14 protein-coding genes and 1 tRNA gene are annotated in these 14,320 nt (G+C 63.7%); 3 read left to right on the top strand and 12 right to left on the bottom strand.

The annotated features are described in order from the left end of the window. Positions 1-79: 79 nt before the first annotated feature. The 3 genes from A9971_RS11475 to dibA form a co-directional block, all read right to left on the bottom strand. Positions 80-1,090, bottom strand: coding sequence for a sulfate ABC transporter substrate-binding protein (locus A9971_RS11475; RefSeq protein WP_011058572.1), 1,011 nt, complete (start codon positions 1,088-1,090; stop codon positions 80-82). A 171-nt stretch (positions 1,091-1,261) separates the two neighbouring features. After that, positions 1,262-1,444 carry a sulfur starvation response protein OscA gene (gene oscA / locus A9971_RS11470; RefSeq protein ID WP_011058571.1) on the bottom strand — a complete coding sequence of 61 codons (183 nt, stop codon included), beginning with the start codon at positions 1,442-1,444 and terminating at the stop codon, positions 1,262-1,264. A gap of 300 nt (positions 1,445-1,744) precedes the next feature. After that, complete coding sequence (gene dibA / locus A9971_RS11465) at positions 1,745-3,664, bottom strand: phosphodiesterase DibA (RefSeq protein ID WP_041115116.1); 1,920 nt, start codon at positions 3,662-3,664, stop codon at positions 1,745-1,747. A gap of 146 nt (positions 3,665-3,810) precedes the next feature. Here dibA and desA point away from each other — a divergent pair, with 146 nt between their 5' ends. Then, the gene (gene desA / locus A9971_RS11460) at positions 3,811-4,995 is read left to right on the top strand and encodes a delta-9 fatty acid desaturase DesA (protein WP_011058569.1); all 1,185 of its coding nucleotides are present in this window, start codon (positions 3,811-3,813) and stop codon (positions 4,993-4,995) included. 216 nt (positions 4,996-5,211) lie between these two features. Beyond that, the gene (locus A9971_RS11455; RefSeq protein WP_053155841.1) at positions 5,212-6,204 is read left to right on the top strand and encodes a sensor domain-containing diguanylate cyclase; all 993 of its coding nucleotides are present in this window, start codon (positions 5,212-5,214) and stop codon (positions 6,202-6,204) included. A 106-nt stretch (positions 6,205-6,310) separates the two neighbouring features. On the opposite strand, the gene A9971_RS11450 is transcribed toward A9971_RS11455, so the two are convergent. The 9 genes from A9971_RS11450 to A9971_RS11410 all read right to left on the bottom strand — a co-directional run bounded on the left by A9971_RS11450 (position 6,311) and on the right by A9971_RS11410 (position 14,020). Then, positions 6,311-7,525, bottom strand: a complete 1,215-nt coding sequence (locus A9971_RS11450; RefSeq protein WP_183000619.1) for a response regulator — start codon at positions 7,523-7,525, stop codon at positions 6,311-6,313. A gap of 138 nt (positions 7,526-7,663) precedes the next feature. After that, entirely contained in the window at positions 7,664-8,941 is a 1,278-nt protein-coding gene (gene gabT / locus A9971_RS11445) for a 4-aminobutyrate--2-oxoglutarate transaminase (RefSeq protein WP_011058566.1), read from the bottom strand. Positions 8,942-9,118: 177 nt separating this feature from the next. After that, positions 9,119-10,561 (bottom strand): NADP-dependent succinate-semialdehyde dehydrogenase, encoded by a 1,443-nt coding sequence (gene gabD / locus A9971_RS11440; RefSeq protein ID WP_011058565.1) that lies wholly within the window; start codon positions 10,559-10,561, stop codon positions 9,119-9,121. Positions 10,562-10,941: 380 nt separating this feature from the next. After that, positions 10,942-11,256, bottom strand: a complete 315-nt coding sequence (locus A9971_RS11435) for a RebB family R body protein (protein WP_011058564.1) — start codon at positions 11,254-11,256, stop codon at positions 10,942-10,944. Positions 11,257-11,310: 54 nt separating this feature from the next. Then, on the bottom strand, positions 11,311-11,625 hold the full coding sequence (locus tag A9971_RS11430) for a RebB family R body protein (protein ID WP_011058563.1): 315 nt from the start codon (positions 11,623-11,625) through the stop codon (positions 11,311-11,313). A 113-nt stretch (positions 11,626-11,738) separates the two neighbouring features. Then, positions 11,739-12,296, bottom strand: a complete 558-nt coding sequence (locus A9971_RS11425) for a hypothetical protein (protein WP_103407939.1) — start codon at positions 12,294-12,296, stop codon at positions 11,739-11,741. Positions 12,297-12,437: 141 nt separating this feature from the next. After that, complete coding sequence (locus A9971_RS11420) at positions 12,438-13,106, bottom strand: hypothetical protein (protein ID WP_011058561.1); 669 nt, start codon at positions 13,104-13,106, stop codon at positions 12,438-12,440. Positions 13,107-13,130: 24 nt separating this feature from the next. Then, positions 13,131-13,358 carry a RebB family R body protein gene (locus A9971_RS11415; RefSeq protein WP_011058560.1) on the bottom strand — a complete coding sequence of 76 codons (228 nt, stop codon included), beginning with the start codon at positions 13,356-13,358 and terminating at the stop codon, positions 13,131-13,133. 119 nt (positions 13,359-13,477) lie between these two features. Further along, a complete protein-coding gene (locus A9971_RS11410; protein WP_072443737.1) occupies positions 13,478-14,020 on the bottom strand; it encodes an RNA polymerase sigma factor in 543 nt (180 codons plus the stop codon). A 188-nt stretch (positions 14,021-14,208) separates the two neighbouring features. Here A9971_RS11410 and A9971_RS11405 point away from each other — a divergent pair. Then, positions 14,209-14,285: transfer RNA gene (locus A9971_RS11405), tRNA-Arg, on the top strand. Positions 14,286-14,320 lie beyond the last annotated feature (35 nt).

Below are 14,320 nucleotides of genomic sequence, written 5' to 3'. Positions count from 1 at the left end.
GCTTGCCGGCGAAAGGGCCCGCAAGTCGTGCATTGCCCTCAGGGGCGCCTTCGCTGGCAAGCCAGCCCCTACAACAGGGTTATTGCGCCGTGTAGATCTGGTCGAACACGCCACCGTCATTGAAGAATTTCGGTTGGGCAGTTTTCCAGCCGCCGAAGTCCTTGTCGATAGTTACCAGGTCCAGTTTCGGGAACTGCTGGGCATATTTGGCGGCGATGTCCTTGTCCCGTGGGCGGTAGAAGTTCTTCGCGGCAATTTCCTGGCCGGCCGGGCTGTACAGGTGCTTGAGGTAGGCCTCGGCGATCTGGGTGTTGCCTTTCTTCTCGGCGTTCTTGTCCACCACCGCCACTGGCGGCTCGGCGAGGATCGACAGCGAAGGTACGACGATATCGAACTTGTCGGCGCCGCCGTCTTCCTTGAGGGCCAGGAAAGCTTCGTTTTCCCAGGCCAGCAGCACGTCGCCCTGACCGTTGTTGACGAAGGTGATGGTCGAGCCGCGGGCCCCGGTGTCCAGTACCGGTACGTGCTTGAACAGCTCCTTCACGTATTCCTGAGCCTTGGCCTCACTGCCACCGGCCTTCAGGCCGTAGGCCCAGGCGGCGAGGAAGTTCCAGCGTGCACCACCGGAGGTTTTCGGGTTCGGGGTGATCACCGAGACGTCTTTCTTGATCAGGTCGCCCCAATCCTTGATGCCCTTGGGGTTTCCCTTGCGCACCAGGAACACGATGGTCGAGGTGTAGGGGGTACTGGCATCGGGCAGGCGTTTCTGCCAGTCCGCCGGCAGGGTCTTGCCGAGCTTGGCGATTTCGTCGATGTCACCGGCCAGGGCCAGGGTCACCACGTCGGCGCGCAGTCCGTCGATCACCGCCCGGCCCTGCTTGCCGGAGCCACCGTGGGATTGCTGGATCTTCACGTTGTCGCCCGGGTGGTCCTTCTTCCAGAAGTTCACGAACTCGGCGTTGTAATCCTGGTACAGCTCACGGGTCGGGTCATAGGACACATTGAGCAGCTCATAGTCCTTGGCAACGGCGGAACCGGCGAAAACGGCGCTGGCGAGGGCGGCCAGGGCATAACGGCGAATCGACGACATGGTGAAGCTCCTGAAATTTTTTAAGGTGCTGGCATTTTTCTTATGGCGATTTCAGCCCGCATTCGAAAAGGAACGCTGGGATTCGTGCAGGGGGTCATGGATGACGCCCTCCGGTTGACCAGTCGGGCCTCTCGTTCGCGAGAGGGTGACGCGGTGTTCAGCGAGGTACTTTCAACTCGGTTTGTGGCCGGGCTGCTGCAGACGGAATTTTTCCTTGCGTTCGATCTGCACGACCTGGGCGTTGTGCACGGTGATTTCCACCGCACCGAAGCGCAGGTCGCGCAGTGCGCTTTGAATTTCCCGCAAGATGGTTGCTTCGTCCTGGCCGTCAACGCTACGTAGAGATGCGCTCATGGTGTTGCTCCTGAGTGGGATGTGCCTGGCAGTGGCGGCACTGCTTGCGGCGTGGGAGCAATACTAGATAGGGCCGGATATTCTTAAAAATACTATTTAAGAATGTTTATATAACCAGAAGAAATTATTCGAGCTGACAGCAGCTTAGCCCCAACCCTGTAGCCGCTGCCGAGCTTCAGCGAGGCTGCGCAAAGGCCCCCAGGGCCTTGCCTGGCGCCCTTGCGCCAAACCTCAACACCGCGCCTGCCACGTCGGTATGCCGCCCAAACCGTTCGCAGCCTGCGGCAGCGGCTACAGGGATCAACGGATCTGCGGGGCGTTGCTCCAGACCAGTTGCGCCGCCGGCATCGGCCGGCCGAACCAGTAGCCCTGGCCCAGGTCGCAGGCGTGTTCCAGAAGGAAACGCGCCTGTTCCACCTGCTCGATACCCTCGGCATGCACCTGCATGCCCATGCTCTGGGCCAGGGCAATGATGACCCGGGATATCGCCGCATCGTCCTCGTCGAACGGCAGGCCGGCGACAAAACCCTGGTCGATCTTGAGCTTCTGCACCGGCAGGCGCTTGAGCCGCAGCAGGGAGGAGTAGCCCGTGCCGAAGTCGTCGATGGCCAGGCGAATACCCAGCTCGCGCAAGCGGTGCATCTGCTCCAGGGCCACTTCGGGATCGTCCATCACCGCGCTTTCGGTGACTTCCAGCTCCAGGTAGGCCGGGTCCAGCCCGGTCTCGTGCAGCACCTGGGCCACCTGCTGGTACAGCTCGCTGCGGGCGAACAGGCGGGTCGAGACATTTACCGCGATAAACGACAGCACCACGCCATCGGCCTGCCACTGGCACATCTGCCGGCAAGCCTGCTGCATGACCCAGGCATCGATCTCGGCAATCATCCCGGTGCGCTCGGCAATCGGTATGAACTCCGCCGGCGACACCAGCCCGCGCTCGGGATGCTCCCAGCGCACCAGGGCCTCGACGCCTACCAGGCGGCTGGTCTTGAGGTCGTGCACCGGCTGGTAGTAGACCCGCAGTTCCTGCTGGTCCAGGGCGCGGCGCAGCTCGAAGGCGATTTCCACCCGCTGCTGGGCATGGGCGGTGAGCTCCTCGGTGTACAGGGCGTAACCGTTGCGCCCGGCGCTTTTGGCCTTGAACAGCGCCGCATCGGCGTTGCGCAGCAGTTGGCTGGCACTCAACGCGTCGCTGGGAAACAGGCTGATACCGATACTGGCGTTGATCACCACCTGCTGCTCGCCAAGCTGGAAGGGCTCCTTGAGGCCGTCGATGATGCGCTGGGCCAGGGCCGCCGCCTGCACCAGCTGCGGGCAGCTTTCGGCCAGCACCGCGAACTCGTCGCCGCCCAGGCGCGCCAGGGTGATACCCGGGCCAAACATCCCGCCCAGGCGCTCGGCCACCGCCTTGAGCAGTTGGTCGCCGACGTTGTGCCCCAGGCTGTCGTTGATCATCTTGAAGTGGTCCAGATCGATCATCAGCATGGCGCAGCCGCGCTTGTGGATCTGCGCTGAAGCCAGGGCCTGTTCGGCACGGTCGGTGAACAGCAGGCGGTTGGGCAGGTCGGTCAGCGGATCGTGATGGGCCAGGTGAGCCAGCTCGTGCTCGGAATCCTTGATCGCGCTGATGTCGGAAAATACCGCAACGTAATGAGTCAGCTCGCCCTGCTCATCGCGGATCGCGCGGATGGTCTGCCATTGCGGGTAGATCTCGCCGCTCTTGCGCCGATTCCAGATTTCGCCGCTCCACTCATCGGTCTTCTGCAACGAGTCGAACATCGATTGATAGAACTGCGCCGAATGATGCCCGGACTTGAACAGGCTCGGCTGACGGCCCAGCACCTCTTCGCGCTGGTAGCCGGTGATTTCGATGAAGGCGCGGTTGACGTGGACGATCTGCCCCTGGGTATCGCTCACCAGCACCCCTTCGCGGGTGCAGTCGAATACCGCCGCAGCCTGGCGCAGGCGCTCGCGGTCCTTCTGCTGGTGGCGCAGCCAGCGATCGGCCCCCAACACCCGCAGCAGACGGGCCCGGGCGAAGAAGATCAGCACCGCGCTGACCACCGCCCAGGCATAGCCGCCAACCAGTTGCCAATGGGCCCGATCGGAAGACTCATCGAAGAAACTGCTCAATAAGTAACCACTGAACTGCAACCAGACCAGCGACAACAGCAGATAGAGCAGCGCGGCACGCAAACCATTGCGATAAGAAACCGACATAAGTCCGTCTATTTCCACACGAAAAGTTTGGGATTATAGAGGAAGAAACATTCCGCCACTCTTATCTGAAAGGGCGACTGGTTTTCTCAGTGGGCTTAGTGATAATGCCTGGGCTGTTTTTTTCTTTATCGAGGGCCTTATCGCCTATGTGGTACGAAGGTTTACTTGGCTTGTCCGCCTGGCAACTGGTGGCAGTCACCCTGTTGATGACCCACGTGACCATTGTCGCGGTCACGGTCTATCTGCATCGCTATTCCGCGCACCGTTCCCTGGAACTCAACGCCGGCCTGAAACATTTCTTCCGCTTCTGGCTGTGGCTGACCACGGCGCAGAACACCCGCGAGTGGACCGCCATCCACCGCAAGCACCACGCCAAGTGCGAAACCGCCGACGACCCCCACAGCCCGGTGGTCAAGGGCCTGTCCACCGTGCTGCGCAAGGGCGCAGAGCTGTATCGCGAAGAGGCGAAGAACCCGGAGACCCTGCGCATCTACGGCAAGAACTGCCCGGAAGACTGGATCGAACGCAACCTCTACAGCCGCTACAAGCTGGGCGGCGTGGCGCTGATGGCAGCCATCGACCTGCTGCTGTTCGGCACCATCGGCATCACCATCTGGGCCATCCAGATGATGTGGATTCCGTTCTGGGCCGCCGGGGTCATCAATGGCCTGGGGCATGCGGTGGGCTACCGCAACTTCGAATGCCGCGACGCCGCCACCAACCTGGTGCCCTGGGGCATCATCGTCGGCGGCGAAGAGCTGCACAACAACCACCACACCTACCCCAACTCGGCCAAGCTCTCGGTGAAGAAGTGGGAGTTCGACCTGGGCTGGGCCTGGATCAAGGTCTTCAGCTTCCTGCGTCTGGCCAGGGTCCAGCGCGTGGCGCCTATCGCCCACCGGGTCGAAGGCAAGGGCCACCTGGACATGGACACCGCCATGGCCATCCTCAACAACCGGTTCCAGATCATGGCCCAGTACCGCAAGCTGGTGATCGGCCCGCTGGTGAAACAGGAACTGGCCAAGGTCGATCATTCGGTGCGCCACCAGTTCCACCGCGCCAAGCGCCTGCTGTCCCGGGAAACCAGCCTGCTGGAAGACCGCCACCACCTGCGCATCCAGAGCATGCTGGAGCACAGCCAGGCCTTGAAGGTGATCTACGAGAAGCGTCTGGCCCTGCAGCAGATCTGGGTCAAGACCAGCTCCAACGGCCACGACATGCTCGCGGCCATCAAGGATTGGGTACACGAGGCCGAGGCCAGCGGCATTCAGTCCCTGCGTGATTTCGCCCATCAGCTCAAGACCTATTCCCTGCGCCCCACCACCGCCTGACCCCAGCCCCTCGCCACTCCCGTGGCGAGGGGCTGCCCTTCTGAAATCAAGCCTTGCAGGCCCCTCTCGACCGTCTGGCGGGCGCTCGCGCTATCGCTGTAGCGGCCGGGAACTTAGCGCCCGATCCCCTATCTCAAACAACACTTCGCCACCCAGGCGGGCTTGGTTGTAGCCGCTGCCTAACGGCGCGCGGCACGCCCTTTGAGATCTGTGCCGATGGTCAACAAGAACCCACACACTCCCTCTGCGCTTCCACAGTGGCCCGAAGCCGCGCAAACCCTGATGGCCCTGATGCATGCACAGGGCGAAGTGGCCCGCCTGACCGAACGCGAGCAGCTGTTCAGCTCGCTGCTGGTCAGTGTCAACGCGGTGCTCTGGGCCTTCGACTGGGACAGCCGCCAGGTGCTGTACGTCAGCCCGGCCTATGAACGGATCTTCGGTCGCCACGCAGGCCTGCTCCTGGCGGACTGCAATCAATGGCGCGACAGCATCTACCCCGATGACCTGGAGTACGCCGAGCGCAGCCTGGCCCAGGTCCTGGAAAAGGGCGCGGTGGAAGATCGCGAATACCGCATCATCGATGCCCAGGGCCAGGTGCGCTGGCTCAGCGACAAATGCTTCATCAACCGCAATGCCGAGCCCGGGCAACGCCTGATCGTGGTCGGCATCGCCGAAGACATCACCGAAAAGAAGCAGCTGGAAACCGAGTTGCAACGCCTGGCCACCACCGACGTGCTGACCCAGAGCAGCAACCGTCGGCACTTCTTCGAATGCGCCAACCGCGAGTTCGAGCAGGCGCGCCTGCAAGGCTCGTCCCTGGCCTTCTTGCTGCTGGATATCGATGACTTCAAAGTGATCAACGACACCTACGGCCACCCCGAAGGCGACATCGTCCTGCAGCGCATCGCCGAAAGCGGGCGCGCGGCCCTGCGTCGCGGCGACCTGTTCGGGCGGATCGGTGGCGAGGAGTTCGCCGCGGTTTTTCCCGGCTGCACCGCGGACATGGCCCGCCAGGTGGCCGAGCGCCTGCAACGGGAGATCCAGCGCCAGAATTTCAGCCACCAGGGCCAGACGTTCACCATCACCGTGAGCCAGGGCCTGACCGGCCTGCTGGCGGAAGACGAAAGCCTGGACAACCTGTTCGCCCGCGCCGACAGCGCCATGTACGAAGCCAAGCGCCAGGGCAAGAACCGCATCATCACCGGATAAACCCGCGATCACTCGCCCGTAGGAGCTGGCTGGCCCGCGAAGGCGCCCGCAAGGCTTGCACAAGACTCCAAGGCCTCTTCGCCGGCCAGCCGGCTCCTACAGTGGTTCAGCCCTTGCGCAGGCGGGTCAATTCCGGCAGCCCGACCTTCAGCAGCCGCGCGGTCTTGCAGCGCGCGATCTCTTCCACCCCTTCGTGCTCGGTCAGCCGCGCCAGCTGCGCCGCCAGGTTCATCACCAGTGCCTCGCGGGAATACACCCCACCGCCCAACTGGTAGATCGAGGCAATCAGTTCCCGCAGTTCAAGGGGCATGCGCCAGCGGGTCCGCAGCGCCGAGCCGTAGGCCGCGCCAAAGCGCTCCAGGGCATCGCCGATTTCTTCCTGGTCGTCCAGCTCGCCGCCGGCCTGTTTCCACTCCTGCAGGCAACGCAGCAGCGCCAGGTCGCCCAGGCGATGCAGTAGCCCGGCGCAGTAGCAGCGCTCCTGGTCCAGGTCCAGCAGGCGCGCCAGGGTCCGGCCGTATTCCGCGATATGCAGGGACAGCTCCCAATAGCGCTCGGCATAGTCGGCCAGGGCCGGATCGCTCAGGCGCGCGCTGCGCTTGAGGGTCAGGCCGAGGATCAGGTTCATGCTCTGCCCGGTGCCCAGCCGATGCAGGGCCTGGGACAGGGTCTGTACGCCGTCGCCATGGTGCTGCGCGGCGCTGTTGGCTGCAGCGATCAGCACCGCGGTGACCTGGGGATCGGTGCGGATCTCTTCCTCCAGCACCTTGAGGTCCAGGCCTTCGGGGTTGAGGCTGCGCTTGACCGCCAGTTGCACATCGGTGAGCAGCGGCGCGCCGTCGGCCACATCGCGCCGGCGTTCGAGAAAGGGCCACAGGGTCATGCCCGGCGCCAGGGCCGGCACCTCGCAGGAGACTTCCTGGCCGGCGTCCAGCAGCAGGCCCTGCAGGCGCTGGGTCAGCCCCTCCATGTTCAGGGGCTTGGTCAGGTAGGCAGTGGGCGCCAGGGGCAAGGCCTCGCGCACGCTGGCGCTGTCGCTGCGCACGCTCAGCAGGATGAACGGCTGCACCGGGTTGCGCTTGCGCTGGCGCACCGCGCGCAGCAGCGACAGGCCATCGATGCCCGGCAGCTCCCAATCGGCAATGATCAGGTCATAGGGTTTGGCGCTCAGCAGGTCCATGGCCTCCTGACCGTCGGCACACAAGTCCAGACGCGCATCACAGCGCACGTTCAACAGCACTTGCTTGAGCAAATCACGAGACCAGGGATCAGCCTCGGCAATCAGCACGCGAGGTACAGCGGGTAAATCAACAGCGGTCATGCAGCACGCTCCCTAGGCAATCCCTTGCACCTTAGTCAATGCGCGGGCTTCCATACAACGCAAATCCCCCTGGAGCCGCTTGAGGGCGAAAAAAAACCCGCCGAAGCGGGTTTTTCTGTCGATCAGGTCACAGCGTCATCAGAGTTCAGCGAAGCACTCTTCGATGATGGCCAGGCCTTTGTCCAGCTGGGCATCCGGCGAGGTCAGCGGTACCAGAACCCGCAGAACGTTGCCGTAGGTGCCGCAGGACAGCAGGATCAGCCCCTTGTCGCGAGCCTTGGCCACGACCTGGGCCACGGCAGCGGCGTTCGGCTTGTGGCTGTCGCCATTCTCGAACAGTTCCACCGCGATCATCGCGCCCAGGGCACGCACTTCACCGATCACCGGGTACTTGGCCTGGATGGCCTTGAGGCCGGTCACCAGGCGCTCGCCAACAGCCTTGCAGCGATCCAGCAGGTGCTCTTCCTCGAACACTTCCATCACCGCCAGGGCCGCCGCACAGGCGATCGGGCTACCGGCGTAGGTGCCGCCCAGGCCGCCTGGAGCGATGGCGTCCATGTACTCGGCCTTGCCGCAGACACCGGCCAGCGGGAAGCCGCCGGCGATGGACTTGGCGAAGGTGGTCAGGTCGGCGGTAACGCCCATCTGTTCCATGGCGAAGAAGGTGCCGGTACGGCCAGCGCCGGTCTGCACTTCGTCAGCGATCAGCAGGATGCCGTGCTGGTCGCACAGGGCGCGCAGGCGCTTCATGAACTCTTTGGGCGCGACGTAGAAGCCGCCTTCGCCCTGCACCGGCTCGATGATGATCGCGGCGATATCACGAGGCTCGGCGTCGTTCTTGAAGATGCGTTCGATGCTGGCGATGGAGTCGTCGATGCTCACGCCGTGCAGTTCATTCGGGTACAGCGCGCGGAAGATGCCGCCTGGCATCAGGCCCATGCCGGCCGAGTAAGGCACGACCTTGCCGGTCAGGCCCAGGGTCATCATGGTGCGGCCGTGGTAGGCGCCGGTGAAGGCGATCACGCCGGCGCGGCCAGTGGCGGCACGGGCGATCTTCACGGCGTTCTCTACGGCTTCGGAACCGGTGGTCACCAGCAGGGTTTTCTTGGCGAAATCACCTGGCACCTTGGCGTTGATTTTCTCGCACAGCTCCACGTAAGGCTCGTAGGCCAGGACCTGGAAGCAGGTGTGGGTCAGCTTGTTCAGTTGCTCGGTCACTGCGGCGATGATCTTCGGGTGCACGTGACCGGTGTTCAGTACCGCGATACCGCCGGCGAAGTCGATGAACTCGCGGCCTTCAACGTCGGTGACGGTGGCGTTCTTCGCGCTGTCGGCGAAGATCGGGTGAATCTGGCCAACACCGCGCGGTACAGCGGCTTCACGGCGTTTCATCAAAGATGCGTTGGTCTTGCTCATAGTGTCCTCATTCACCGCTGCGGCAGCGGTGTGATTCAAGGGTTGCGGGGCGGGGAAGCGCCTGCGACAGCATGCGATGATCGACTGTCGGAGCGGTCCCGGGCCACCTTGAAAAGTGCGTTTTTTAAAGCTGCGCAGGGGGACAGCGCTCTCGTGCCCCCGGCGCTTGAAACCGGATCAGATACCCAGGCAGAGGTATTTGATTTCCAGGTAATCCTCGATCCCGTACTTGGAACCTTCACGGCCCAGGCCCGAGGCCTTGATGCCGCCGAACGGCGCCACTTCGTTGGAGATCAGGCCGGTGTTGACCCCGACCATGCCGTATTCCAGGGCCTCGGCCACACGGAACACACGGCCCAGGTCACGGGCATAGAAGTACGAGGCCAGGCCGAACTCGGTGTCGTTGGACATGGCGATGACTTCGGCTTCGTCTTTGAAGCGGAACAGCGGCGCCAGTGGGCCAAAGGTTTCTTCCTTGGCCACGGCTGCATCCTTGGGCACGTTGACCAGGATGGTCGGCTCGAAGAAGTTGCCTTCCATGGACTTGCCGCCGGCCAGCAGGGTCGCGCCTTTTTTCAGGGCGTCGGCGATGTGTTCCTGGACCTTGGCCACGGCTTTTTCGTCGATCAGCGGGCCAGTGGTGGTGCCTTCTTCCAGGCCGTTGCCGATCTTCAGCTTGGCCACTGCTGCCTTCAATTTCTCGGCGAAGGCGTCGTAGACCGAATCCTGGATGTACAGGCGGTTGGCGCAGACGCAGGTCTGGCCGTTGTTGCGGTACTTGGAGATGATCGCGCCTTCGACGGCCTTATCCAGGTCCGCGTCGTCGAACACGATGAACGGCGCGTTGCCGCCCAGCTCCAGGGAGACTTTCTTGATGTCCTTGGCGCATTCGGCCATCAGCTGGCGACCGATCTCGGTAGAGCCGGTGAACGACAGCTTGCGCACGATCGGGTTGCTGGTGAGCTCGCCGCCGATGTCGCCGGCGCTGCCGGTGACCACGCTCAGCACGCCTTTCGGGATGCCGGCACGGTGCGCCAGTTCCACCAGGGCCAGGGCCGAGAACGGGGTTTGCGAAGCGGGCTTGATGACCATGGTGCAACCGGCGGCCAGGGCCGGGCCGGCTTTACGGGTGATCATCGCCGCCGGGAAGTTCCACGGGGTGATGGCCGCGGTCACGCCGATCGGCTGCTTGATCACGATCAGGCGCTTGTCGGGCTGGTGGCCGGGAATCACGTCACCGTAGATGCGCTTGGCTTCTTCGGCGAACCATTCGATGAAGGAGGCGGCGTAGGCGATTTCGCCCTTGGCTTCGGCCAGCGGCTTGCCCTGCTCCAGGGTCATCAGGCGACCCAGGTCGTCCTGGTTCTCGATCAGCAATTCATACCAGCGGCGCAGCTTGGTGGCGCGCTCCTTGGCAGTCAGGGCACGCCAGGCCGGCAGGGCCTTGTCGGCGGCCTCGATGGCGCGGCGGGTTTCGGCAGCGCCCATCTTTGGCACGGTACCGAGGATTTCACCGGTAGCGGGGTTGTTGACCTTGATCGTCTGGCCGTTGTCCGCGTCGACCCAAGCTCCATCGATGAAGGCTTGTTGGCGGAACAACTGGGCGTCTTTGAGCTGCATGTCGGCTTCCTTAACAGCACCGCGCATACGCGGGGCGAATTGTGATTGTAGAAAGGCGCCAGGTCAGGAGGAGAGCGCCGGGGCGCTGTCACCAGCCCGTGGCCAGGCTGCCGTCAGGAAAATCGTTCACTGGGTAAAAGCACGAAAAAGTCGCACACAAGAATAGACGTGCGTTTGGGCACCCAGGCAAGAGCGTTTGAAATCTCAAACGAATCCTAGGGTCAACGGGGGTAAAGGACAATAGGCTGTTCGAAAAAAAGAACGTAAAGGCGCCTAGCGGTAAAAAATCCGCTTCAACCTCCCATGCCGCCGGGCAAAAGACAACGCCCCCGCAGCCTATGGCAGGCGGCGGGGGCGCTGGCATGGCGCCTGGGGAACGGTCAGCTACTGAACGACTTGAGCACCGTCAACAGGCTGGTGAGGTTGTCGGCCACACCGCCCTGGGCGACTTTCTCGGTGGCCGACGCACCGGCGGTGGTGTCGACGCTGTAGATCTGCATCACGCCCTGGTTGGTGGCCGCCTGGGCCAGGGTGTTTTGCTGCTGCTGCGCCGAAACCGAGTTCTGGAACAGGATGGCCACGGACTGGCCCATGGACTGGTAGATGGTGCCCATCGACATGGCTGGCGCTTCGGCGACGACCTTGACGTTGGTCTGGGTGACGGCATCGGTGATTTGCGGACTGACTGTGCTCATAAAAACTCCATTTTTTCAGCAGGTAGGTTCAACGGAAAATCAGGCTTTCAGCCATCAGCTCTGAAAGGACTTGAGAACCGTCAACAGGCTGGTGAGGTTGTCGGAGACCCCGCCCTGGGCGACTTTTTCGGTGGCCGCCGCCCCGGCGGTGGTGTCGACGCTGTAGATCTGCATCACGCCCTGGTTGGTGGCCGCCTGGGCCAGGGTGTTTTGCTGCTGCTGCGCCGAGACCGAGTTCTGGAACAGGATCGCGGTGGCCTGGGCCATGGATTGGTAGATGGTGCCCATCGCCATGGCCGGCGCTTCGGCGACGACCTTGACGTTGGTCTGGGTGACGGCATCGGTGATTTGTTCGTTTACAAGTGGCATGGCTCAACTTCCTTTGTTAGGCACACGGAGCATTCCGTGTCATTGAGTGAACGTGGCAGCCCTGATGCTGTGAAGCGGGGCTTGAACGGCCTTGCGGTTATTTCAGGGGGCCCTTATTGCCCACTGCCGGCGGTCAGTTGCTTGAGGGTGTCTTCGACTTTCTGCGACAGCCCGGCCATCCGCGCCTCGACCGCGGCTTTCACCTCCTGCTGGACCAGGGCGCTGATCATTGCCTTGAGCTGCGGATCGTCCGGCGGGAAGCTGGCCGGGGACAGTGCCGGCGCCAGCGCCGCCGCGGCGGCTGCAGCGGCGGCGGTCGTCACCAGACCGGCCCCGGGGGGCGATACCGACAGCGGCTCCTCGGACTCGGCGGCCGCCAGCAATTGGCGCAGCACCAGCTCCCGCGCCTGGGGATCGGCCTTGCCCGCGGCGGCGGAACCGGCCAGTTGATCGATGATCTGCCGGGTGCGCAGCCCATCGGACTGCATCAGCTCCGTGGCCCGCTGCCGCGCCTGATCGACGCTCTGTTGCGCGGCCCTGGACATGTCCAGCGGCTTGTCCTGGGCAAATGCCTCCAGTACCTGGCGCTCGACCTGGGTCAACGGGCGTTTCAGATACTTCTCGGCAAAGCCGAATATCGTCGCCATCGGGGTCTGCTCTTCATTCGCCATTGCATGCTCCTTACTCAATGAATGACGTTGAAGGGCTGGGCACCGGGTCCGTCGAACTTCAACGCCAGGGGAAAAGCCTGTGTCGCGGTCATGCTCCTGGCCGTGCAGGCCCCGGGCACCTGGCGCGCCCGGGGCGCTTGCTCAGGAGGACGGTGTGCGATTGGCCAGGGTGCTGCTGTACTTGGCGATGCTCTGGTCGATCTTGTCGATGGCCACGCCGGCCGCGTCGGCCTCCATGGCTCCGGCAGCCGCCGCCACCGCAGCCGCCGCGCCCACCAGCAGATCGGTGACCAACGCGCCCAGGGCATCCTCGGCAGCCCCCTTGACGTTCTCTTTGACGATGTTCTCGGTCATCTGCTTGAGCAGCACCGCCTGGGCCGCCAGGGCCAGCTTGCTGACCCCGTCGAAATACCCCGCCGCCGACTGCGCCACCAGGCCGGCGGCCTGGCTGATCATCATGTCCGGCGCTGCTGCGATCTGCGCCGGGGCATAGCTGAAGGTCTGGGCATTGCTGAACTGCACCGCCTGGACGATCTGGCTGTTCAGGGCATCGGTGCTGTCGCTGCTGGGCGTGCCGGCCTGCTTGAGCAGGTGCGCGTTCATCGTCTGCATCATCGAGGGCTGCGCCGGGCCTGCAGGCGATGGCGCAGGATCGGGCGCCGGCGCGCTGGCCGTCGAGGCGGCGTCACCGGCCATCGCCGAGGGTGCCTCAGGCTCGGCGGCTACTGCAGCGGCGCCAGGGTCGGCCGCCGCGCCGGCGCTTTCATCGGCCGCGGCTGCGGGTGGGGTTTTCTTCTTGAACCAGGCCATGACGATTCTCCCGGGCGGTCAGCCCTACTCGCCAATCGCCATGATCAGCGCCACGGCCTTGGACACCACCGCATTGGAGATCTGGTTGAGCGCCTGCTGGCTGTTGACCGCGTTCTGCAAAGACAAGCCGGCCGAGTGGCTGGCCACCTGGTACAGCGAGGCGATGGCCTGGGCCGGAGCCTCGGCCACGACCTTGACGTTGGTCTGGGTGACGGCATCGGTGATCTGCGAGTTGACCATTGGATCGGGCATACATCTCTCCTTAGATGGAATGGCCCACCGCAGAAGGCGGCGGCACCGGCTACAGCATCGAAAACAGGCTCACTGAACAGGAACGCCCGAGCGAGCCGGCTGTGAAACCTCAGGCCACATCAACGCAACTGCGCCCGCAACAGCTGCACATACTTGCGCGCCAAGGGCTGGTTCATGCCCAGCTCGGCGGCGATGTGGGGATAGGGCAGGTCGTCGACAAACTTTAGTTCAAACAGGCGGCGCTTCTTCGGCGGCAGTTGCGCCACCCGTCGACTGAGCAAGGCCAGGGTCTCCAGCAATTCCACCTGGTCGAGCACCGACATCTGCGGGGCCTCCAGCTGCTGCAGCGGGTCATCCTCGAGCCCGGCGAAATCCACAAACAGGCGCTGCTCCCGGGCCTGCCGGCGGCAGCTGTCGACAAACACATGATCGAGCACCAGGAACAGAAAGCCCTGGGGGTCGCGAATCCGCTCCGGCGAGCGACGAAAGAACAGCAGCGCCTTGATCGCCGTGGCCGCCAGCCACTCTTGGGCACCATCGGCGTTGCCCCGCGCCAACTGCCGGGCGCGGCGCTGCAAACCGGGCAATACCGCCCTCCAGCTGGCTTCGAACAGTTGGTCCGGCAGGCCCGCTTGCAGGCCGCCCGGCATGGAACAGTTCATCTCCTGCACCTCCCTGTGCCCCGTGATTGCACGGTTCTGGCTGCAGGTTGCGCGCAGGTACGAGGAAGCTTCAGCAGGAAAAACTGCCACTACGGCCCGGGTTTCCGGGGGTTGCGACGGACAAGCACCAGCCGATGAAAACCGGCGTGGACGCCCCGAGTCGACATAGGTATGATGTCGCCCGCACTGCACTCGTAGCTCAGCTGGATAGAGTACTGCCCTCCGAAGGCAGGGGTCGTGGGTTCGAATCCCGCCGAGTGCGCCATCTTCAGCGAAAAAGCCCCAGGTCTTACGGCCTGG

Origin of the sequence: Pseudomonas sp. UME65 (genome assembly GCF_014170225.1) — a bacterium.
GTDB lineage: Bacteria > Pseudomonadota > Gammaproteobacteria > Pseudomonadales > Pseudomonadaceae > Aquipseudomonas > Aquipseudomonas protegens.
This window is presented reverse-complemented; position numbering and strand designations above follow the sequence as displayed.

What these genes read in the sequence shown, in the direction of transcription:
- A9971_RS11425 (WP_103407939.1), bottom strand. Translation starts at nt 12,296, where the DNA reads ATGGCGAATGAAGAGCAGACCCCGATGGCGACGATATTCGGCTTTGCC.
- A9971_RS11455 (WP_053155841.1), top strand. Translation starts at nt 5,212, where the DNA reads ATGGTCAACAAGAACCCACACACTCCCTCTGCGCTTCCACAGTGGCCC.
- gabD (WP_011058565.1), bottom strand. Translation starts at nt 10,561, where the DNA reads ATGCAGCTCAAAGACGCCCAGTTGTTCCGCCAACAAGCCTTCATCGAT.
- A9971_RS11430 (WP_011058563.1), bottom strand. Translation starts at nt 11,625, where the DNA reads ATGCCACTTGTAAACGAACAAATCACCGATGCCGTCACCCAGACCAAC.
- dibA (WP_041115116.1), bottom strand. Translation starts at nt 3,664, where the DNA reads ATGTCGGTTTCTTATCGCAATGGTTTGCGTGCCGCGCTGCTCTATCTG.
- A9971_RS11415 (WP_011058560.1), bottom strand. Translation starts at nt 13,358, where the DNA reads ATGCCCGATCCAATGGTCAACTCGCAGATCACCGATGCCGTCACCCAG.
- gabT (WP_011058566.1), bottom strand. Translation starts at nt 8,941, where the DNA reads ATGAGCAAGACCAACGCATCTTTGATGAAACGCCGTGAAGCCGCTGTA.
- A9971_RS11475 (WP_011058572.1), bottom strand. Translation starts at nt 1,090, where the DNA reads ATGTCGTCGATTCGCCGTTATGCCCTGGCCGCCCTCGCCAGCGCCGTT.
- A9971_RS11420 (WP_011058561.1), bottom strand. Translation starts at nt 13,106, where the DNA reads ATGGCCTGGTTCAAGAAGAAAACCCCACCCGCAGCCGCGGCCGATGAA.
- A9971_RS11410 (WP_072443737.1), bottom strand. Translation starts at nt 14,020, where the DNA reads ATGAACTGTTCCATGCCGGGCGGCCTGCAAGCGGGCCTGCCGGACCAA.
- A9971_RS11435 (WP_011058564.1), bottom strand. Translation starts at nt 11,256, where the DNA reads ATGAGCACAGTCAGTCCGCAAATCACCGATGCCGTCACCCAGACCAAC.
- A9971_RS11450 (WP_183000619.1), bottom strand. Translation starts at nt 7,525, where the DNA reads ATGACCGCTGTTGATTTACCCGCTGTACCTCGCGTGCTGATTGCCGAG.
- oscA (WP_011058571.1), bottom strand. Translation starts at nt 1,444, where the DNA reads ATGAGCGCATCTCTACGTAGCGTTGACGGCCAGGACGAAGCAACCATC.
- desA (WP_011058569.1), top strand. Translation starts at nt 3,811, where the DNA reads ATGTGGTACGAAGGTTTACTTGGCTTGTCCGCCTGGCAACTGGTGGCA.